The 21,679-nt window shown below is 32.9% G+C and carries 19 protein-coding genes; 13 read left to right on the forward strand and 6 right to left on the reverse strand.

Annotation, left to right across the window (positions count from 1 at the left end; all coding sequences use genetic code 11):
- Positions 1 to 652: 652 nt before the first annotated feature.
- The gene (locus EG57_RS0220140; protein WP_032078910.1) at positions 653 to 1,990 is read right to left on the reverse strand and encodes a Na+/H+ antiporter NhaC family protein; all 1,338 of its coding nucleotides are present in this window, start codon (positions 1,988 to 1,990) and stop codon (positions 653 to 655) included.
- 461 nt (positions 1,991 to 2,451) lie between these two features.
- A complete protein-coding gene (locus tag EG57_RS0220145) occupies positions 2,452 to 3,789 on the reverse strand; it encodes a Na+/H+ antiporter NhaC family protein (protein WP_032078911.1) in 1,338 nt (445 codons plus the stop codon).
- Positions 3,790 to 4,195: 406 nt separating this feature from the next.
- Between EG57_RS0220145 and EG57_RS0220150 the strand changes: the two genes are divergently transcribed.
- Complete coding sequence (locus EG57_RS0220150) at positions 4,196 to 4,729, forward strand: phosphatase PAP2 family protein (RefSeq protein WP_032078912.1); 534 nt, start codon at positions 4,196 to 4,198, stop codon at positions 4,727 to 4,729.
- Here the strand turns inward: EG57_RS0220150 and EG57_RS0220155 are convergent.
- A complete protein-coding gene (locus EG57_RS0220155; RefSeq protein ID WP_032078913.1) occupies positions 4,716 to 6,569 on the reverse strand; it encodes an LTA synthase family protein in 1,854 nt (617 codons plus the stop codon). The genes EG57_RS0220150 and EG57_RS0220155 overlap by 14 nt on opposite strands.
- Positions 6,570 to 6,913: 344 nt before the next feature.
- On the opposite strand from EG57_RS0220155, the gene EG57_RS0220160 reads away from it, so the two are divergent.
- The gene (locus tag EG57_RS0220160; protein WP_032078914.1) at positions 6,914 to 7,462 is read left to right on the forward strand and encodes a hypothetical protein; all 549 of its coding nucleotides are present in this window, start codon (positions 6,914 to 6,916) and stop codon (positions 7,460 to 7,462) included.
- A gap of 3 nt (positions 7,463 to 7,465) precedes the next feature.
- A complete protein-coding gene (rlmD, locus tag EG57_RS0220165) occupies positions 7,466 to 8,818 on the forward strand; it encodes a 23S rRNA (uracil(1939)-C(5))-methyltransferase RlmD (RefSeq protein ID WP_032078915.1) in 1,353 nt (450 codons plus the stop codon).
- 446 nt (positions 8,819 to 9,264) lie between these two features.
- On the opposite strand, the gene EG57_RS0220170 is transcribed toward rlmD, so the two are convergent.
- From EG57_RS0220170 to EG57_RS0220180, 3 genes are read right to left on the reverse strand one after another with little or no spacing between them, the layout of a single operon-like run.
- Positions 9,265 to 9,693, reverse strand: a complete 429-nt coding sequence (locus EG57_RS0220170) for a flavodoxin domain-containing protein (RefSeq protein WP_032078916.1) — start codon at positions 9,691 to 9,693, stop codon at positions 9,265 to 9,267.
- 3 nt (positions 9,694 to 9,696) lie between these two features.
- On the reverse strand, positions 9,697 to 9,897 hold the full coding sequence (locus EG57_RS0220175; protein ID WP_032078917.1) for a hypothetical protein: 201 nt from the start codon (positions 9,895 to 9,897) through the stop codon (positions 9,697 to 9,699).
- Positions 9,898 to 9,915: 18 nt separating this feature from the next.
- Entirely contained in the window at positions 9,916 to 10,482 is a 567-nt protein-coding gene (locus EG57_RS0220180; protein WP_032078918.1) for a TetR/AcrR family transcriptional regulator, read from the reverse strand.
- An 824-nt stretch (positions 10,483 to 11,306) separates the two neighbouring features.
- On the opposite strand from EG57_RS0220180, the gene EG57_RS0220185 reads away from it, so the two are divergent.
- From EG57_RS0220185 to EG57_RS0220230, 10 genes are all read left to right on the forward strand, one after another.
- A complete protein-coding gene (locus EG57_RS0220185) occupies positions 11,307 to 11,627 on the forward strand; it encodes a PadR family transcriptional regulator (RefSeq protein ID WP_029160711.1) in 321 nt (106 codons plus the stop codon).
- 3 nt (positions 11,628 to 11,630) lie between these two features.
- On the forward strand, positions 11,631 to 12,323 hold the full coding sequence (locus EG57_RS0220190) for a DUF1048 domain-containing protein (protein WP_032078919.1): 693 nt from the start codon (positions 11,631 to 11,633) through the stop codon (positions 12,321 to 12,323).
- A 405-nt stretch (positions 12,324 to 12,728) separates the two neighbouring features.
- A complete protein-coding gene (locus EG57_RS0220195) occupies positions 12,729 to 13,415 on the forward strand; it encodes a response regulator transcription factor (protein WP_032078920.1) in 687 nt (228 codons plus the stop codon).
- A complete protein-coding gene (locus tag EG57_RS0220200) occupies positions 13,412 to 14,530 on the forward strand; it encodes a sensor histidine kinase (RefSeq protein WP_032078921.1) in 1,119 nt (372 codons plus the stop codon). The genes EG57_RS0220195 and EG57_RS0220200 overlap by 4 nt, the downstream gene beginning before the upstream one ends.
- Positions 14,531 to 14,556: 26 nt before the next feature.
- Complete coding sequence (locus tag EG57_RS0220205) at positions 14,557 to 16,887, forward strand: ABC transporter permease (RefSeq protein WP_032078922.1); 2,331 nt, start codon at positions 14,557 to 14,559, stop codon at positions 16,885 to 16,887.
- 4 nt (positions 16,888 to 16,891) lie between these two features.
- Positions 16,892 to 17,650, forward strand: a complete 759-nt coding sequence (locus tag EG57_RS0220210; RefSeq protein WP_032078923.1) for an ABC transporter ATP-binding protein — start codon at positions 16,892 to 16,894, stop codon at positions 17,648 to 17,650.
- A 279-nt stretch (positions 17,651 to 17,929) separates the two neighbouring features.
- Positions 17,930 to 18,382 (forward strand): MarR family winged helix-turn-helix transcriptional regulator, encoded by a 453-nt coding sequence (locus EG57_RS0220215; protein ID WP_032078924.1) that lies wholly within the window; start codon positions 17,930 to 17,932, stop codon positions 18,380 to 18,382.
- 7 nt (positions 18,383 to 18,389) lie between these two features.
- Positions 18,390 to 19,154 carry an MBL fold metallo-hydrolase gene (locus EG57_RS0220220; protein WP_032078925.1) on the forward strand — a complete coding sequence of 255 codons (765 nt, stop codon included), beginning with the start codon at positions 18,390 to 18,392 and terminating at the stop codon, positions 19,152 to 19,154.
- A gap of 145 nt (positions 19,155 to 19,299) precedes the next feature.
- Entirely contained in the window at positions 19,300 to 19,941 is a 642-nt protein-coding gene (locus tag EG57_RS0220225; protein WP_052038015.1) for a TetR/AcrR family transcriptional regulator, read from the forward strand.
- A 330-nt stretch (positions 19,942 to 20,271) separates the two neighbouring features.
- A complete protein-coding gene (locus EG57_RS0220230) occupies positions 20,272 to 21,660 on the forward strand; it encodes an MATE family efflux transporter (protein WP_200880586.1) in 1,389 nt (462 codons plus the stop codon).
- Positions 21,661 to 21,679: the final 19 nt, after the last annotated feature.

Consider the following 21,679-nt stretch of genomic DNA (forward strand, 5'->3'; position numbering starts at 1 on the left):
TGATATATGCTGTGAAGGAAAACTCACTTCATTAAGAAGTTCTAATGCTTGAGATATTGAAGAATATCTACCTCCTCAAATGCGACGTCCTGTCGCTTTCGGAGCTTTTGCCTTCCTGGCAAAAATTACGATATTTTTCAATATCTCAAGCAAAGAACTTCTAAAATTCGTTCGAATCTTCCTTCACAGCATATATCAGTCTCCATACAGTTGAAAGTTACTTCTCAGTACATTACGTGTACATATAATGCATTATAGGTAAATATAATTTGGGCTTATTAAAATTACCTATAACAGTTCAATTAGATGCATACACTTGAAGTGACTAGTTTGAATTTTAACTTTTATGCAGTGATATATGATAAGGGTGTCATCACATTAGCTAAATTGTTTTAATATTATTCTTAGTTCAAAATTTTTGAAAACCTTAGAACTTTAGTCCTGTTTGAGGGAACCGAGTTTGACAAAGTTCTTAGGATTTCAAAAATTTCGAACTTTAGAATAATTAAAACATTTAGCCGTGATGACACCCTTATCATATATCACGGAATGAAAGTTAAAATCCAAACTTCCAATGCATCCTTACATCGCATAATTTTTAAACTGAAAAAGTTGAGTGATTATAATTAAAAAGTATATAATTTATGTATTCTTAAGCTCCGATGGAGGAATCTTCATCTTCTAGTTTTAACGCACTTTTAGCTGGAGTTTTAAATTTTGGTACTCCAAATATTATAGCAAGTATTGATGCTATGCCTAAAAGATACGGATAACAAAGATATTTCATTATCAAGAATGGTGAAATTGCTGCAAGACCAGAGGCGACTAAAAGTTGGGCTCCATAAGGTATACAGCCTTGTATAAAACAAGCAAAAGTATCTAAAAGACTAGCAGTTTTTCTTCTATCTACTCCATAGCTTTCAGATAAATCTTTAGCTAGAGAACCAACTATAATTATAGAAACTGTATTATTAGCAGTACATAAATTTACTAAACTAACTAATAATCCTATACCAAATTCAGCACCTCGCCTAGAATGAACTCTTTTTTGTATTGTATTTAATAAATAATCTATTCCGCCATTGAATTTTATTAATTCACCAATACCTCCAATTAATATAGATATCATGGATATATCTTCCATACCTGCAATGCCTTTGGCACAAAGCTGAAATACTGTAAATATATCAAAAGATCCATAAATAAGACCAATTGTAGATGCAAGTACAATACCTCCAATTAATACTAACACTACATTAAAGCCTGTTAAGGCTACACCAAATACAGCTATGTAAGGCAGTATTTTAATAAATTGATAATTATAAGGTCCTGAGTGATTAATATGCATACCAAAAGTTAGAAATGAATATATAAGTAATGTTAAAATAGCTGCAGGAAGCACTATTTTAAAGTTAGCTTTAAATTTATCTACCATTTCACAATCTTGAGTTTTAGTAGCGGCTACAGTAGAATTTGATATCATAGATAAACCATCACCAAACATAGCACCACTTACTACAGCAGCAATTAAAAAGGCTATAGGAAGACCTGTTTTTTGTGATATTCCAACTGCAATAGGTGATAGAGTTACTATTGTTCCAACAGAAGTTCCAAGTGACATGGATAAAAAAGAACCAATTACAAATATACCAGCTACCATAAAACTAGGTGGAAAAACAGCTAGTCCTAAATTTACAGTAGAATCTACAGCTCCCATAGCTTTGCTGACTTCAGCAAAAGCGCCTGCTAAAATAAAAATTAAGCACATCAGTATAATACTAGAATCTCCAGCACCCCTGCAAAATCTCTCAACTTTTAATTCTATAGGTATTTTTCTGTTTTGAAGTATAGCTATAGTGGATGCAATTATTAATGCTACAATTACAGGCATTTTATAAAAATCTTTCATTATAATTGAAACACCAAGAAATAGCAGCATGAATATAACTAATGGCAATAATGCCATAGCATTACCTTTTTTCTCTTTCATTAATTTGAATACCTCCCTTTATATTTTTGCATGTTTTAATGCAGCAGATATATAATATCACTTATTACATTCAATTATTAGTATAATAATTATATTTTATAATAAAGATAAGAGGTATTATAAAAAATTATATGTATTTCATGGAATTTAATGCTTTTATTTTGACTAGGTTATTTAAAGCATGAATTAATACGAAACATAGATATGAATGCATTAATATTTATACAAGAAAAAATGCATACAGCATTAATGAACAGAGTAATAGCTTTAATCAAGTGAATCTTAACACGGTAAGAACTAATAATTAAGAGTTAATAGCGAAAGATGATTTTTTACTGTCATAAAAAACCTACATTAACTATTAACTCTTCATTTTTATTAACTAAAAAAGTTATTTTGCAATATTTTTAAACTGAAAAAGTTCAGTGCTTATAAGTAAAAAGTATATAATTTATGTATTGTTAAGCACCAATAGAAGGATCTTCATCTTCTAGTTTTAATGCACTTTTAGCTGGAGTTTTAAATTTCGGTACTCCAAGTATTATAGCAAATATTGATGCTATGCCTAAAAGATACGGATAACAAAGATACTTCATTATCAAGAATGGTGAAATTGCTGCAAGACTAGAAGCAACTAAAAGTTGAGCTCCATAAGGTATACAGCCTTGTATAAAGCAAGCAAAAGTGTCTAAAAGACTGGCAGTTTTTCTTTTATCTACGCCATAACTTTCAGATAAATCTTTAGCTAGAGAACCAACTATAACTATAGAAACGGTATTATTAGCAGTACATAAATCTACCAAGCTAACCAATACTCCTATACCAAATTCGGCACCTTTTCTAGAATGAACTCTTTTTCGTATCATATTTAATAAATAGTCTATTCCACCGTTGAATTTTATTAATTCACCAATACCTCCAATTAATATAGATATCATAGATATGTCTTCCATACCTGCAATACCCTTTGCACAAAGCTGAAATACTGTGAATATATCAAAAGATCCATAAATAAGTCCTATTATTGATGCAAGTACAATACCGCCAACTAGTACTAATACTACATTGAAGCCAGTTAAAGCTACTCCAAGTACGGCTATGTAAGGTAATATTTTAATAAATTGATAACTATAATCTCCTGAATGATTAATGTTCATACCAAAAGTTAAAAATGCATATATAAGTAATGTTATAATAGCTGGGGGAAGAACTATCTTAAAGTTAGCTTTAAATTTATCTACCATTTCACAATCTTGAGTTTTAGTAGCAGCTACAGTAGAATTTGATATCATAGATAGACCGTCACCAAACATAGCACCACTAACTACAGCAGCAATTAAAAATCCTATAGGCAAACCTGTTTTTTGTGATATTCCAACTGCAATAGGTGATAGAGTTACTATTGTTCCAACAGAAGTTCCAAGTGACATAGATAAAAAAGAACCAATTATAAAAATACCAGCAACCATGAAGCTAGGTGGGAAAACAGATAGTCCTAAATTTACAGTAGAATCTACAGCGCCCATAGCTTTGCTGACTTCAGCAAAAGCACCTGCTAAAATAAAAATTAAGCACATAAGTATTATGCTAGAGTCTCCAGCACCTCTACAAAATCTTTCAACTTTTAATTCTACAGGTACTTTTCTGTTTTGAAGTATGGCTATAGTGGATGCAATTATTAATGCTACAATTACAGGCATTTTATAAAAATCCTTCATTATAATTGATACACCAAGAAATAGAACCATAAATACACCTAACGGTAGTAGAGCTAGAGCATTGCCTTTTTTTTCATTCATTATTTTAAATACCTCCCTTTTATGCTTTTATGCAAGCGTTGACATACTAATTTATAATAGCATTTATTATGCCAATATATTTAAAAGTTGAAATAGCTTGAATTTTAATAAAATAATATAACCATAATAATTTGTGTAAACGTTTTAAACCGTTTTGTTAGTTAAACTGTAAAAAAATATTTACAGTTGTAAAGTATTTATTACAATTATAACTATAATAAATATATTTTATAGTTAATCATGCTATCTATAATAAATTATTCTAACTAATATAAAAGCTTTAAATTCAATGTAGATAATAATTTACAAATTATTTACTATGAATCTTATTACAATTATGTATCATTGCATGTACAATGTATATAGTGTAATACGTTGTTTAACTTATGAAAGGAATATTTTAAGCATGAATTTAATACAAGACATAGATATAAATATATTAATCTTTATACAAGAAAAAATGCATACAGCATTAATGAACAAAGTAATGCCTGTAATAACGTCCTTAGGAAGTGGAGGATTAGTTTGGGTGATCATAACCATACTACTTTTAATAAGTAATAAATATAAAAAAGTTGGAATGATCATGGCATTGAGTTTAATATTAGTTACTATTTTAGGAGAAGGAATAATAAAGCATGTTGTTCAAAGAACAAGACCATGTGTAGATGTTCCTACAATGAAAATGCTTGTAAAAATTCCTAAGTCCTATTCATTTCCTTCAGGACATACGGCTGCTAGCTTTGCAGCAGCAGGGGTTTTAATGATTAATTTAAAGAAGTATGGTTTATATGCCCTATTATTAGCAAGCTTAATTGCTTTTTCAAGATTATACTTATTTGTTCATTATCCTTCAGATGTACTTGTAGGAGCAATTTTAGGATTAGCTTGTGCAAAGATATCAAGCATGATTGCTAAAAATTATATTAATTGGATTTAAATTTTTTTAGCAAATTATGCTTTAATATTTCATCCGAATATTGGAGCTGATTTAATACATCTTCTTTCTTCTTTTTTAGAGAATCAGTTTCATCAATTTCTTGATTTGTAGACATATTATAGTAAGAATTTTTTTGGCTAACGTAATAATAGTTATTATATATAAAAGAACCGTCTCTAAATATAATATTTCCTTGTGAAGAATTAAAAAGATCTTTTCCCATAAAACTTTTATCAGATAAACTAAAAAGGTTAGCCATTGTAGGATATATGTCCATTTGACCACTATATATAGTGTTTACTCCCTTAATGGATTCATCAGGAAAATGAATCATCATTGGAACTTTTTGAAGTTTCAACCATTCTATATCTGATAGAGAGCTTTTATTTAAAAATTTACATAATTCTTGTTCATGTTCTTTAGGAATGGCATAATGGTCACCATATAGTACTACAACAGAATCTTTTAGAATTCCTTTCTCTTCTAATTTATCAAAGAACACTCCTAATTGTTCATCTGTATAATGTATGGATTTTAAATAATCTCCAAAAAGAGAACCTTCAAAAGATCCTACATTAAAATTACCATAATTATCAACATCATCATAAGGAAAATGACTGCTTAAGGTTATTAAAAATGAATAGTATGGTTTATTCATTTTTTCTATTTTATCTATAGATTGATTTAGAAAAGATTTGTCGCTTAAACCTAATCCAACATTTTCATCAATATTATAGCTTTTTTCACCATAGAAATTATCAAACCCAAATTTTTTATATACTACATTTCTATTCCAAAAGCTTTCTCTGAATCCATGAAATGCAGCTGTATTATAACCAGAGTCTTTAAAACTTTTAGGCATAGCATTAAATTCATTGCCGCAGTACAAAAAATATGCAGCACCAGATGAAGCTGGGTATAAGGAGTTGTTAGTCATAAATTCAGCATCAGAGGTTCCTCCAGCAGATATTTGATAATAAAAATTATTGAAGTATTCACTTCGTTTTATCCATTTGTTTAAATTTGGAGTGATTTCTTTTCCATCTATTTTGGAGTTAATAACAAATTCCTGAAGGGCTTCAACTTGAATCATGATTAGATTTTTACCTTTTGCAGTTCCATTTAAATTATTGTTATGGGAAGAGTTATCTTGAAAAAAAGTTTGTATAGCTGTTTTTTCTGATTTAGATACAGGAGATTTTCGACTTATATTAAAGGAAACAAAATTATAAAAATCTAAATAGTGATAATTAATACTTCCTAATTTTTTTGTTATATATACTTTGTTGTACATGGTAGTTAAAAGTTTTGGTTGATCTTTTGAGAGAAAATAAAAGTTATGTGTATCTATAATTATGCCTAGAATTAATAATACTGAAAAAATTAATATTTTTGAAAGCTTATTCGTAATTTCAGCTTTTTCAGATTTATATTTATTAATTATTATAGGTATAAATATGAGATCTAAAGCATAAAAAAAGTCAGTGAACTTTATAATGCTGCTTACACTGGATTTTACTGCGCCAAGTTGAAAGCCATTTATAAGCACAGGTATTGATATTACATCTTTAAAATATCTAAAATAATTTAAATCACTTATAAAAAAAATAGTTATGATTAAATTGCATATGTATAGAAATTTAGTACGAGCTTTACTGTTTAAAATTAAAGAAAATGATACAAGGATTATAACAGAGGCGAATATTGGGTAAAGTAATGAAGTATATGAAAAGTATCCAGATTCTAACTGTCTTCCATATATGAGTGATTTTGCACATACCAAAATTATAAATAATATTACATCTATATATGTACTAATAAGTACTTTTGCTTTTTCCATTTCATTTCCTCCGAAGCGTAAAACACATTATGAATGATTATAGAACTAATATGTGTATAATTTTAAAATAATATATTAACAAATTGTTTCAAAAAATTTAATAGTTATAAATAGAGTTCCATTTAGACAAAATTGTATTATAATTAAAAGGGGTTTAAATTTATTTACAAATGTTATTATAAGGCTTTATTGTTAATGTGTAAATATTTTGGAATTTTATTAAATAAAAATAAAAATGTTAAGTTATATATTTTCCATTTAGTAAAATAGCTATTTACATAAAGAGAATAGTATAGCATAATATACTTGTTACAGAAACAGAATTTTTTAGGAGGAATAAAAAAATGGATGAGAATAAAGAAGAGATTAAAGAAGAAATGTTGATAGATGAAGTAGAAGCGAAAAAACAATTTTTGGAAGAGCTTAAAAATAAAAACAAAGAAGAACAAAAAAAATTAATAGAACAAGAAGAAGCAAAATTGGCAGCAGCTAAAGCGGCAGAAGAAGCAAAATTAGCAGAAGAAGCTAAAGTACTAGAAGAAGCTAAAGCATTAGCATATAAATCAGAAGAAACAGATGTGGTTGTTGCTGAAGATAAGAGCGTTGCAGTAAATGAAGTTGAAAAACCTCATACAAAATTCAGTTGTAATTGTTTAAAAGCAAGTCTTGTAGACACAGTAGTAGTAGGAGTTGTTTCAATTGCAGGTGTAGGTTTGCTGGATCTTATATTAAGACTTATATTTGGATATTATATTGTAGATTACAAAGGATTTTTCATAATATTTATGATAGTATTATTGATTTTATATCCAGTGATAATGGAAAATACAAAAGTAAAAGAAACTTTAGGACAGAAACTAAGTAAAAAGGAAGTTCAAGAAAGGAAAGAATAAGAATTGAAAAAAGGCAAGGAATACGAATTTTACATAGAAGAAACTCAATTCCCTGGCACTGGAGTGGCAGTTCAGGATGGTACAAAGGTACTTATTAAGAATGGAATTCCAGGACAAAAGGTACTAGCTAGAATTACTAAGAAGAGAAAAGATACAGCAGAAGCAAAATTATTAGAAGTAATAGAAAATGTAAATTATGCAGTGGAGCCATCATGTCCTCATTTTAATTTATGTGGTGGATGTACAACTCAATTTCTGCCTTATGAAAAACAGCTTGAATTAAAACATAAGCAAGTATTAGATCTTTTTCATAATGCAGGTATTGAGAATTATGAATTCTTAGGAATAGAAACAAGTCCTGAAGAATTTGAGTATAGAAATAAGATGGAATTTACATTTGGAGATGAAGAAAAGGGCGGAGAACTAACCCTTGGAATGCATATAAAAGGAAAAAGTTTTGGAATAGTTAATGTGGATAATTGCAAAATAGTAGATGAAGATTTTAGAAAAATTTTGGATTTTACAGTAAATTATTTTAGAAAAAATCCACTTCACTATTATAGAGTTATGAAAAGAGAAGGATATCTAAGAAACTTAGTAATAAGAAAAGGTAAAAATACAGGTGAAATATTAGTAAATTTAGTAACGACATCACAGATAGACTTCAATTTAGAAGAATTTAAAGAAAGTCTTTTAAATTTAACTTATGCTGGAGATTTAAAAGGAATTCTACACACTATAAATGATAGTTTTTCAGATGTGGTTCAGGCAGATGAGATAAAAGTACTTTATGGCAGAGATTATATAATTGAGGAACTTATGGGCCTTAAATTTAAAATAGCTCCAGAATCCTTTTTTCAAACTAATTCAAAAGGTGCAGAAAAGTTATATAGCATAGTTAAGGAATTTTTAGGAGATGCTTCTTCAAAGGTGGTTTTTGACCTTTATTGTGGTACTGGTACCATTGGTCAGATAGTAGCGCCTAATGCTAAAAAGGTTCTAGGTATTGAACTTATAGAAGAGGCTGTTAAAGCTGCAAATGAAAATTCTAAATTAAATGGTTTAAACAACTGTGAATTTATAGCTGGTGATGTGGCTAAGGTTATAAAAACTGTAACTGAAAAACCAGATGTAATAATATTAGACCCACCAAGACCAGGAGTTCATCCAGTGGCTTTAGATTATGTTATAAAGTTTAATGCTCCTGATATAGTTTACGTATCCTGCAATCCTAAAACTTTGGTTACGGACTTAAAAGGCCTTATAGAAGCTGGTTACAAGGTTGAGAAGGTTAAGATTATGGATATGTTTCCACATACTGCCCATGTTGAAACTGTGGTTAAACTAAGTAAGTAAATGTATTAAACAATTAAATCATGATAAATCTAACGAATCCGCTAAAGTGATCTCGGAATTATGCACAAACTAAAAATCAAACAAAAAAACTAGAGCTGAGAGCAGAAACTTGGCTCTTTTTTATGTCCGAGTGCTATACAAGATAATTCGACCATTAGCAATTAATTCGGATTTAATTTTCTATCCTGACAAGACCGGCAAGGATACCGAGATAGAAGACCTTATCCGTATGATCTACAACTGCGATGAACGGTCAATGGAGATTATCAAAGCAATTGTGAAAGCTGCATTGGAAAGCCAACCCAAAGAATAAAAAACAGAGCTAATAACCGGGAGTGTCTACCTCATACGTTATCGGCTCTGCGTTTTATAGCATTTTACTATTGCATATTGGGCATAGTAGCTACTTGTCAATACTCGCTACAACCTCCTTACTATCCATGATATCATACAATATGGGTTACTTCATTGACAAAGGTATCAATATTTACTTTCATTATCCAGTCTGAATTTTGCGGAGATGTAAAGGGTGGCTTACCACCAAAGGACTTTATACAAATTGAGTGTTTAATAAGTTCTTGCGGTATATTTTTTTCTATCACCTTTTGAAATGTATTGGGATACGCATTACATAGATAAATGGCAAACTGCTTTGATAATAGCAAGGTAGTGTTTTCACGAATAAAACTAATAACTGGCTTATAGAGTTTTCCCATACGCACACCAGAACCAATGATTATTGTATCAAAGGACTCAATTTTGAGTGTTGAATTCTTAATATCGCAAACCACACAGTCTGTTATTTTATTCGCCAATAGCTCCGCACACTCTTGGCTTGCACCAGACTTAGTCGAGTATAAAATCAGTGTTGACATGGTTTATTTTCCTTTCTTTATATTCTGCAGGGTAACAACCAATAATATCAAAGTAACAAAGCAAAAAGCAAACGATGCTATACCACAATTTATGTGAAAGTTAATGGAACCGGGTTGACCTGATTTCAGCCATAAGCCACAAATCATAGTTGACAACATAAGTAAGAGTGTTATTACTGAACTAATCATAGTTGCCATCTTCATTTAGAAATTCTCCTTTCTTTAGCTGATCAAGTTATCAATCAACATATCAATAAATTTGTTTCTATCTTCAGTATCATACAAGTCAATGCCACTGTATATACGGAATGCAGCCGGAGATATTCCAGCAATTTGGATAGGGTGCAGAATCTGTAATGCAATAATTCGCAATTTGATTTCTTCTTTTTCCTCACCAAAAATTTCTTTGAGAATAGGGGTTAAATAAAGTGGAGTTTGCATATCTCCGTTTAGTATTCCTTGTGTTAACATGAATCGAATAAGATTATTGTTTGAGGTAGCAACATTGCATAATGCCTTTAGCATACCCTTTAATTTTTGAACTGGGTTTAGAGTTAAGTTAGGCTTATCTTCTAAAAAGCCCGTAGCCATTTTTGCTAAGACATCGCCAACAGCCATGCTTAACAAATTATCTTTAGAATTAAAATGATAATTTATTGAGCCAACTCCAACATTCGCTCGCTCAGCGATTTGTCGAACGGTTATCTTTTCTATATCTGAAACTTCATTCAAAATTTCTATTGCTGCTCGGATAATCCGATTCCTTGCATCCTGCTCTTTCTTAGCCATTCTCAATACCTCCATATTTCAGTTGTTTTTAGTTCAAAACATGCTCAGTATAGCGAATAAAAAACTTCCCGTCAACATAGCTGAACAAGCCTTTACGGTTTGCATCATGATATTTGGTAAGTAAGAGAATACAGGATGAAAATAAAGCTAATGCTACACGGACAACAACTATGACGGTTGGTACTGTACTCAAAATGAAATGAATAGGCAGTATTAAAAACAAAACACCTCCTTTATACTGAATATGTTCTGAACATGTTCAGTATAACGCGGTTAATCTGTTTTGTCAAGCCTTAATCGTGGGTAATAAAGGTGAAGAACATACTATAAAAACCCCAAAAATCACTAATGAGCGTTGTTATAAAAGAGTAGGATTGCTTTAAGCTGTCACACTTCTTTTAACTATGTTTACTGTTTACATTTTGCGATAAAATTTTGCACTTCAACTTCAAGCGGTGTCGTTTTTTCCACGGTCAACTCTCGCTTTGTTTTTGTTATTTTCTTTGCCTAAAAAAGATATGTGCTGCCTTGTTTTATTTAATAGCCTGCGGTTTACATTTCAAGCAGAAAAGTATTGAAGTCAGCAGGCTTTTTTTGCAAGAACAATGCCAATGATTTCTCTGATTTTATCGGAGAATGAGGGAGTTTGGTTGGTCTTTTTTTATGTCCGAAATTAAGTGATTCTTAGACTCAGGTGGAGTTTCATATAAAAAAAGTTGTGGTATTAGCAATGGTAGCGATCGAATAAATACTACTTGACAATACGTAGTAGTAGATATATTATGTAATTAACAACTATTACGTAATACAAAGTAGGTGATTTAGTGGCTAATGATACTCAAATATTAAAAGGACTACTTGAAGGATGTATTCTTAAAATAGTAAATAAAGAGGAGACATATGGTTATGAGATATGTGAAAGGTTAATAGATTATGGGTTTGAAGCTATTTCGGAGAGTAGTGTATATCCTATACTTATAAGATTAGAAAAGAAAAAACTATTATACTCTATTATGAAAAAATCATCTTTAGGACCAATGAGAAAGTATTATTATCTCACAGAGGAAGGTGTTGTAGAATTAAAAGACTTCATATTATCTTGGGATAAAATAAAGAAAAATATTGATAATGTATTGGAGGGATAGATAATGTTTTCTGGAATGAAGTTAAGAAAAATTAGAATAAGAGAGCAAAAAAAATTCAATGAGAAAAATTTATGTTTGTATAGAAATATAACTTCTTATATTAAAGATAGTAATTTAACTCAAAATGAAAAAGAAGAAGTTTTACAACAAATTATGGATATGATGTTACAAGCACAAGCAGAGGATAAATCTATTGATATATTCATCGGTAAGGATTATGAGGCATTTTGCGAATCAATTATTCAGGAGTTTAACAATAGTAGAAATATAATTTATAAAGTATTTAATTACATACAAAAATATATGGTATCCCTTATGTTAATTTTAATGATGATGGTATTAGGGAATTTAATTAAGAACTATTCTCTTCCAGCAAGTATTACAGTAGACCAGTTTATACTTGGAAGTGCGGTTTCTTTATTTATTCTTCCGTTTTTTAAAAATAAAAGTTATGAGAAAGTATATATTCCTATAAGCGAAAAGATTAACTTCAAAATTAATAACATAAATAAAAGCCATCCTTTTTTTATTGTTATAGTAGGTTTATTTCTTGTCAGATTTGTAGCTATTAAAATGCTTGGTTCAGAAATTTTAAACTATAATTTTATTTTTTATAAAAACCTCTATATTATATTATTTATATTCGTCATAATCGGAGGAATAGAAATATATAAAAGAGTCTATAATAGGGGCTAAAAGGCAATTGGTAATGAAAGAGTATTCAGAAACCAAAGATATTGTCTAAAAAATAGAAGAAATAAACATTAAACAAAAACCAGAGCTGAGAGTAAAATCTTAGCTCTTTTTTCATGGAGAAGTTAATAGGATTATGGTAAGAAATAATGGGATCACGAACCAGCGCAAATTAAGCATTAAATCTTTCGTTGACCCTCTAAGTGAATTAAAATATAATGATATTGATCTAATAGGTAAATACTGGACAGCTCTGTATTAAAGGGATTTGAGAACATATCCATAAATGTGATTGTAGAAGAAATCTTAAGATAATGTTAAGGTTGACCATGTTTAACTGAAAGGTATGGTAATTATAATGAAGTTACAGCTCGAAGTTATGAGGAGCAAGAATAGGGGAGGGAAATCATGAAGAAAAATATTCTTATTGTAGATGACGAGAAAGAAATTCGTGAGCTTATGCGATTGTATATAGAAAAGGAAGGATTTTGTGTTATACAGGCTGAAAATGGATTGGAAGCGCTTAAACAAGCAGCATCTGAACGGATTGATTTGGCTGTTATTGACATTATGATGCCAGAGCTTAACGGTTATCAGCTTATGAAAAGTTTGAGAGAACATAGCAATATTCCTATTATTATCGTGAGTGCCAAAACGGAAAATCATGAGAAAATATTGGGACTTGACCTTGGTGCGGACGATTATGTGACAAAGCCTTTTGACCCATTAGAGGTCACTGCCAGAATCAAAGCTCAATTACGCCGTTATGACGGGTGTGCGGTGGATTCTCAAGCAGCTTTACTAACAGCAGGTGAATTGTGTATGGATGTTTGTGCTTGTACTCTTAGATTTGGAAGCAGAATAATCCCTCTTACTGCCACGGAATTTAATATAATGAAGTTATTTATGCAAAGTCCTGGACGTGTATACACCAAACAACAGATTTATGAAGCTGCATGGCAGGAGACAGCCATGGTGGACGACAATACAGTGATGGTAGCTATTAGCAAGTTGCGAAGCAAACTTCCAGGAGATGGTGAGGTATTCATCGGAACTGTACGGGGATTAGGGTATCGCCTGGAGGTGCGTACATGAAGAAAAAATGTAGTTTCAAAAAAGTTATCATGCGCAGTTTTATAAGATATACCATAGGAATTGCATTGACGCTTCTGATATTAGAGCTTCTATTTAGTCTGTTTACATTAAATAACGGGATGAACTTCTCGGAACTAGCGTTTTCTCCTTTGGCTAAAGAGACAAAAAAATTGCAAATCATACTTTCGATTTTCTGGAATCTTATCACAGTTGCGGTATATTTTATAGGTATTGTTCTTTTTGGGCGTGGAATCAGCAGGAAAATCATGGAGCCTGTGGAGAAAATGCAAGAAGGTTTCAAGGAGGTCACTGCTGGCCATTTAGACACTATACTGGACTTTGAAACAGAAACGGAATTTGAGGAAATGCGAGATGCTTTCAATTTTATGGCACGAAAGCTGAAAGACTCCGAAGAAAAGCGAATGCTAATGGAAAATGAAAGGATGCAGCTTTTTTCTCACATTGCCCATGACTTGAAAACTCCCATGACAACAATTTATGGATACGCTGGGGCTTTAGAAAGCGGTATGGTGGAGGAACCGGAGAAGCAAAGAGAATACCATATGGCAATTAAAACGAAATCTGCACAGATGAACAAATTAATTGACCAGTTACTTTCCTATTCAAAGTTGGGTACACCACAATACCAGATGAATTTTGCGAAAGGTGACCTTGTAGAACTACTTCGTGTGTCTTGTGCCACTTTGTTTGGTGAAATGGAAAGCAGGCAGATGAAATTGGAGCTGCGGTTACCGGACAAACCTATATTCTTCATGGTGGATTCATTAGAAATCAACCGCGCTATTGGGAATTTGTTGACTAACGCAATTCGCCATAATCCGTTGGGCAGTCTATTGTCTGTGGGAATTACGAATGAGCCCGATGGTATCGAGATACAAATTGCTGATAACGGAGTGGCTATCCCTGAAGCCATCGTTGGGAATCTGTTCGAACCTTTTGTATCTGGCAGTGATTCAAGAAGTACCAGCAGTGGAACTGGACTTGGACTTGCTATTGTTAAAAAGGTGATGGAACAGCATTCTGGCCAGGTTATGCTATTGGATGCACCTTATCCCTATACAAAGATGTTTGTCTTAAGTTTTCCCCAAATTTAAGGATACAAAAAGATGGAGGGATGGATATGTATCAAAAAATTATTAAAAACGATATACGCAAAAGTAAGTTGATTACCGCCACCATTGCAACATTTATACTCATTGCGGCCATGCTTACTTCTTTATCTTTATCACTTACAGTAAACCTGTTTGGCGCTATGGAAAATATGATTCTTTCAGCAAAGTCACTTCACTTTATGCAGATGCACACAGGCAACGTAGATATGGGTCAGTTGCAAAGCTTCGCTGCTGCCAATGAAAGTGTAGAGGATTATCAGGTGTTGGAGTTCCTTAACATTGAGGGTGCGAATATTGTCATTGGAAACGATTCTCTTGCCAAAAGCGTACAGGATAACGGCCTTTCAGTGCAAAGTAAGAAATTCGACTTTCTCCTTAACTTAAATGGTGAAGTCATCCATCCTGCCAACGGCCAAATCTATGTCCCCATCTATTACATGAAGGAAGGAAATGTGGCAATTGGCAATAGAGTGAAAATACATGGTGTTTCCTTTACTGTAGCGGGATTTTTGCGAGATTCTGTTATGAATGCATCTATGGTAAGCTCTAAGCGGTTTCTTGTGAGCCAAGCTGATTTTGAAAGAGTCCGTGAGTTTGGAAAGTTAGAACACCTTATTGAGTTCCGATTGGTAAAAGGAATTTCATTCCCGGTTTTCGAGGCAGCCTATCTCCATGCAGGGCTTCCGGCAAACGGCCCGCCTGCTATTACTTATACCCAAGTGAAGATGATAAACGGCATTACAGACGGGATTATGATTGCCGTGTTGGTGTTGATAGCCATTCTTGTTATCATTGTGGCATTTTTGTGCATCCGTTTTACGTTACTGGCTAAAATCGAGGAGGATTATAAGGAAATAGGCATATTGAAGGCTGTTGGGATGAGGGTATCGCAGATTAAAAAACTCTATCTTGCGAAATATGGTGCTATAGCAGGTGCGGCTTGCGTGCTGGGATTTCTGGCATCATTACCCATCCAAACGTTTTTTATGAAAAATATTCGCCTCTACATGGGAGAAAGCGGCAGCCCATTGACTGGCTTGATCTGCGGACTTTTGGGGGCTATGGTAATCTGCGTGGTTGTCATGCTGTATGTGAACAGCGTGTTGCAGTGCTTCCGTAAAATATCTGCAGCGCAAGCAGTGCGATTTGGTGCTCCTCAGGAAAAATCGAAAGCGGTCAGAACATTTAAACTTAGTAATAATAGGCTCTTTTCTAAAAATATTTTTTTGGGAATCAAGGATGTTATTTCCCGGAAAAAGATATACGTTACTATGCTGATGGTATTGGTAATTTCATCGTTTATTATGATTGTGCCTCAAAATATTAGCAATACTATTTCTAAAGAAAGTTTCATTACCTACATGGGCATGGGAATTTGCGATGTTAATATCGGAGTGATGCGAACACAGGTGCAGGACGTTATGGAGAAGACGGCGGAAGTTGTTGATATGCTGAAAAAGGATAAGAATATTGAAAAGTATACTTTGTTTACCAGCATGATGCTAGATCGGAAAGCAGATGATGGAAGAATAGAGAAGCTAAGAGTGGCATCTGGTGACTATTCTAAATTTCCTATTACTTACTCTAATGGACGTGCCCCACAAGCTGAATCAGAACTTGCCATCTCTGTCCTCAATGCTAAAGACCTCGAAAAAACTGTTGGAGATGAAATCGTTTTAATTATTGATGGTGTAGAAAAACATCTGACGGTTTGTGGGATTTACTCTGATGTCACCAATGGTGGTCGAACGGCACAAGCTATTTTTCACACAAATAACGGAGATGTTCTGAGCGTAGGTATTGCAGTCAAATTTCGTGATCGTCAGAATATAGAGGTGGCAATATCGCAGTACAGGAAACAGTTTTCCTTCGCTAAAGTTACTGGTATCGACGAAAGTATTGGACAGATGCTCGGCTCTATACGGGATGCCATAAAAATGGTTTCAATTGTTGCTATTGGGGCAACCACTCTGAGCACACTATTGGTCACAGTGTTGTTTATGAAGATGCTGGTGGTGAAAGACCGTTATCCTATTACTATACTGAAGTCAATGGGCTTTACTGGTGTGGATATTCGGAAGCAGTACCTTACGCGCTCAATTACTGTGATGGCATTGGGCGTAATCATCGGAACGATTCTAGCACATACACTGGGAGAGCTTGTTGGGGTGGCAATCATTTCTTCCTTTGGCGCAACAACCTTCCAGTTTGCAGTAAACCCGTGGTTTGTATATTTTGTTTCACCTTTGCTAATTGCGAGCTGCGTTGTTGTTGGCACTATGCTGGGTGTTTCCGGTATTCAGACATTAAAAATTTCAGAGTATATTAAGGAGGCTTGATATTATGAATAGCATTATTACAGGTAAAAATATTGTGAAAATTTTTGGAAAAGCTGGTGAGCAGGCTAAGGTGTTGAATGGAGTAAATATTGAAATAGCAAAAGGCGAATTTGTTGCCATAATGGGGCCCTCTGGTTCTGGGAAATCAACACTGCTGTTTGCACTCAGCGGTATGGATGAAATTACAAGTGGATCAGTGAAATTTGGTGATACTGAGATATGTAAACTTAGCGAAAATGAGCTTGCGGATGTTCGCCGAACAAAAATGGGATTTGTCTTTCAACAGCCTACCATGCTAAAGAACTTAAATCTTTTGGATAATATCATCCTCCCCACTGTGCATAAAGGCAAAAAGGATATAGTGAAGCTTACACAAAGAGCAAAAAACCTGATGAAAAAAACGGGTATTTTGGGGCTTGAAAACAGGGATATTATGGAGGTTTCAGGTGGTCAGCTCCAGAGAACTGGAATATGCCGTTCATTAATGAATGAGCCTGATATTCTCTTTGCTGATGAGCCCACTGGAGCACTTAACTCAAAGTCGGCGGAGGAAATCATGGAGCTGTTGGTGGACATCAACAAAGAAGGCACAGCCATATTGCTTGTTACCCACGATGCAAAAGTTGCGGCTAGGGCTGATAGGGTTCTGTTTATGAAGGATGGAAATATCGTTTCTGAATTTCTGCTGCAAAAGTTAAGCGGTAGGGATATGGAGGTGAGAGAGAAAAAAGTACTGGTTGGGATGGCGGCTGTTGGTATTTAAGTGAGAAATAGCCATAGGCAGCACAGAAAATCTCTAAATTTTATTGATTATGATTTGAAACCATAACATAAATGCAATGAGGAACAATACAAGGAGCAGCGGTGGCGAGAAAACGGTGACAAGAGCATTTCGCTGTTAATGGTAAAGAACTCACTCTAAGAAATTTATTTAATAATAGTAACTTGACTTTATTAAAAGAAAGTGATACATTAATTAATAGTTAAGCACTTAACTATTAATTAATGAACCAATAGATTGTTTTTTAACAGGAGGATTACTATGACAAACAACGAAATGGAAAATCTAATTGAAGATGTATCTTTTATTGTACACGATTTAACTAGAAAAGCGTATGCAAAAATTGATGAATATTTAAAAGAATTTGGGCTTGTAAGATCACATGCAGCAATTTTGCGATTGCTAAAAATAAACAATGAGATCCCTATGAGTGAACTAAGTGAGAAGATACAAGTTACAAAGCCAAATGTAACATTATTAATTGATAAGCTTGAAAAATTGGGCTATGTAAAACGTGTAAATGCTTCACATGATCGTAGAATTATTTTTATCAAATTAAGTAATGTAGGTGATGAATTTGTTGAAAGTTATGTGAAAAAGCTACATAGCTATTTTACAATAATGTTTTCAAAATTAAATTCTGAGGATTTAGGATCTTTTAAATCAAACATATCATCATTAAAAGAGCTTTTATCAAAATTAGAAGAGGAGTGAATTACCTATGGATATAATATGTCTTAAATTATCTGCAACAAATTGCTACTTATTAAAAATTAAAAATGGATATTTACTTGTTGATACTGGATATGAAAGCGATTTAACTGTTTTCGAGCAGGAATTACATAAAAATTCTATAAACATTAAAGATATTAATTATCTTTTTTTAACACACCATCATAATGATCACAGCGGTTTAATAAATTTCTTGGTAGAAAAAAATAATAATATTCGTATTATAATGCACAAGTATGCATCGGAAGCTTTAAAAACAGGCAAAAATGTCGATTTGCTAAGAAATGAAAAAAGAGGAGTTCCCAATAAGAGAGTACGCTTTCTTATGATTATGCGTAAAAAATTAAAATCAAGTTGGACAAGTACTTTTCCAGTGTATAAAACTAGAGATACAGATATTATTGTTGAGGGAGATAATACTAGTATATTAAAAAAATTAGGAATGGATGGAAAGATTGTATACACTCCGGGTCATACAAAAGGAGATATATCATTAGTTGTTGATGATGGAAACTGCTTTTGTGGCGATTCTGTAATGAACCACCCAATTGTAAACATTTTAGGAGCCAAGTATATGACGATAGGAATTGAAAATCTGGATGAATATTATAATAGTTGGAACAAATTGATCTTGAATTGTTCAAGGATTATTTACCCGGCGCATGGTAAACCATTCAATGTAACAAAGCTAAAACGAAATATCGGAAAAATAAAAACGCTGGTTCCGACTCCAGATATTATGATTAAATCATAATAATTAACTTGTAATAAATTAATTATTATGATTGGACATGAAATAAAAAAGTAGATATTTATTGTTGCCTTGACAAAAAATCAAAAATAGATGATAATGAATATATTCATTCACTCGTAAAATGATTTTAAACGGAGGCAAAAATATGGCATTGTCTAAAAATAAATTCTCAGGAAACCAGAGTGATCGTTCCCGTAAAATACGTATATCAAAAGAACCGGATGAACGCCGTCAGGAAATTGTTGAAACAGCATTAGAGATGTTTTCCGAAAAAGGTTATGAAAATACAACAATTCAAGATATCGCTGAAAGGATGAATGTATCTCCTGGTTTATGCTACCGCTATTTTAAATCTAAAACTGAAATCTTTGCAGCAACCTCAGAATATTATGCAATACAAGCGGTAGAACAAATGAGAATTCCAATATCACAGGATATCCCAGCAATTGAAAAATTGAATCTTGTCATAAATCGCATGTTTGATTTTTCGGTTAATCACCATGAGTTTGAATCAAGATATAATGAGGGGTCAAGCATTAGGGCGATTCTGCTGGATGATGTAGCCTATCAATGGATGACTGTAATGATACCGATTATAGAACAGGGGATGAGAGAAAATACTTTTAGTTGCAGCAATGCTCCCAGAACTGCTCAGTTTTTGATTTCAGGTCTGATACACACTTTCCACGCAGAAATGCCAGCGGAAAATGCGAAAGAGTATATGAAATCCTTTTTTGATTTTACACAAGATATGCTAGTACGTGTTTTAGGAATTAAGGTAGACTAAATATAAGTGAAAGAAGATGTACATGAAAAGTTTATTGGCTATTATGTACATTTTTTATTGATAGTCTATTGAATAAATTCATTCATTGACTTTTTCAACATAAAGATTTATTATATGAATGAATAAAGTTATTCATTCATGAGGAGGTGAATATATTTTTGAAATTACACCAGTCAGGATAAGATTACATCAAAACAATTTTACTGCTTTATAAGTAATCGCATGAGGTTAAAAATGTAGACATAGCTGAATCTTGTAATTGCATCCTTACACTCGGAACAGTAAGGGTACAATTGATATACAAATTATAAATTGAAGGAGATTTTTATTATGAACAAGGAAGAACGTATAACAATGCTAAGGGAATCCGCAATCCCACAGTTATTATTAAAAATGGGATTGCCAACAATGATTGGTATGCTGGTAACAGGGTTTTACAATCTGATTGATGCCTACTTTGTTGGAGAATTAGGAACAAGCGAAATGGGGGCAATATCTATTGCTTTCCCTCTTGGACAAGCAATTGTTGGTATAGCAGTCATGTTTGGTGGCGGTGCAGCGGCGTATATCTCCAGACTATTGGGGGAGAGAAAAAATGAGGATGCAACTCATGTAGCTTCAACCGCTCTTTATTCAAGCCTTTTTATCGGTGTTACTGTAATCATTTTGTTAGAGTGTTTCTTAGATAAAGTATTATGGGGTTTAGGTGCAACGGAAACAATTTTTCCCTATGCAAAACAATATGCCATTATCTATGTAGCCAGCTCAGTTTTTAACATATTTAATGTTACCATGAACAATATTGCTTCAAGTGAGGGAGCGGTTAAGGTTTCAATGACTGCGATGCTGCTTGGTGCCGGATTAAATGTCATCTTTGCTCCGACTTTCATTTTTGGTCTGCATATGGGAATTATAGGGGCTGGTGTGGCAACGGCGGTTGCTCAAATTGTTACCTCAATTATGTATTTGTTTTACATATTGAAGAAAAAAAGTATCTTTAGCTTTTCTCTAAGAGAAATCCGTATTGAAAGTACAATCTTCAAGGAAATTTTTAAAGTTGGAATTGGAATTCTTGTTTTTCAGCTTGCAACCAGTGTTGCTATTAGCTTAACAAATATGGCTGCACAGCCTTATGGTGATTCTGTCATTGCTGCTATGGGAATCGTAACCCGTGTGATATCTATGGGCATCTATGCGGTATTTGGTTTTGCAAAAGGCTTTCAGCCAGTTGCCGGGTATAATTATGGCGCAGGACAATATGATCGGTTAGGAAGTGCAACAAACATTGCAGTGAAATGGACTACCATTTTTTGTGCTTTAATGACGCTACTTATGATTTTGTTTCCCCAGCCGGTCGTTTCTTTATTTACAACGAACGATGAATCAGTTATAGAAATAGGATCATTTGCTCTTCGTATCAATATCATCACATTCATTTTTTATGGTATAGAAGCAATTTATTGTATGCTCTTTATGGCACTTGGTAAACCGTTAGGTGGTTGGGTACTTTGTGCAGGGCGTCAGGCTATATTCTTTATTCCGATAATTTTGATGCTGCCAAAATTTATGGGACTAAATGGAGTTATAGCTGCTCAACCGATTGCTGACATAATAACGATTATCATCATGGGGATTTTAGCAATAAAGCTGAATGGAGAAATCAAGCATTCTGCAAAGGCGCAGGCATCTAATGCAAATTTGAATATAATGGGCAAATAGTCTGGGGATTTACACTTGA

It is taken from the genome of Clostridium drakei (genome assembly GCF_000633595.2).
Classification (GTDB): Bacteria; Bacillota; Clostridia; order Clostridiales; family Clostridiaceae; genus Clostridium_AM; species Clostridium_AM drakei.